Below are 243 nucleotides of genomic sequence, written 5' to 3' on the forward strand. Positions count from 1 at the left end.
CTGGTATTGAAATCTGACCGAAACAAAAAAATGCGGCTCTTTGGGCCGCATTTTTGATTCCGTAACGGGAAGCGCGCTAAAAGCCGGTCGTCTTCGCATAATGCAGGGGCCGCTTACCGCAACAGGCGATGAAGCAAGTTCCTTTCAAGTTTTTCAGTCGTTTTTGGAAGCTGCTGATCGCAATTTGCACTCTCCCGTTCAACGGCGGACAAGCCCTTATTTCATCCGCAATGGCGCTGGGAG

1 pseudogene is annotated in these 243 nt (G+C 50.6%); it reads left to right on the top strand.

The features are described 5' to 3' along the window. Positions 1-155: 155 nt before the first annotated feature. Positions 156-243, top strand: a pseudogene (locus tag F9K94_RS24800) (glycosyltransferase family 2 protein); the annotation flags it as partial.

Origin of the sequence: Brucella tritici, assembly GCF_008932285.1 — a bacterium.
Classification (GTDB): Bacteria; Pseudomonadota; Alphaproteobacteria; order Rhizobiales; family Rhizobiaceae; genus Brucella; species Brucella tritici.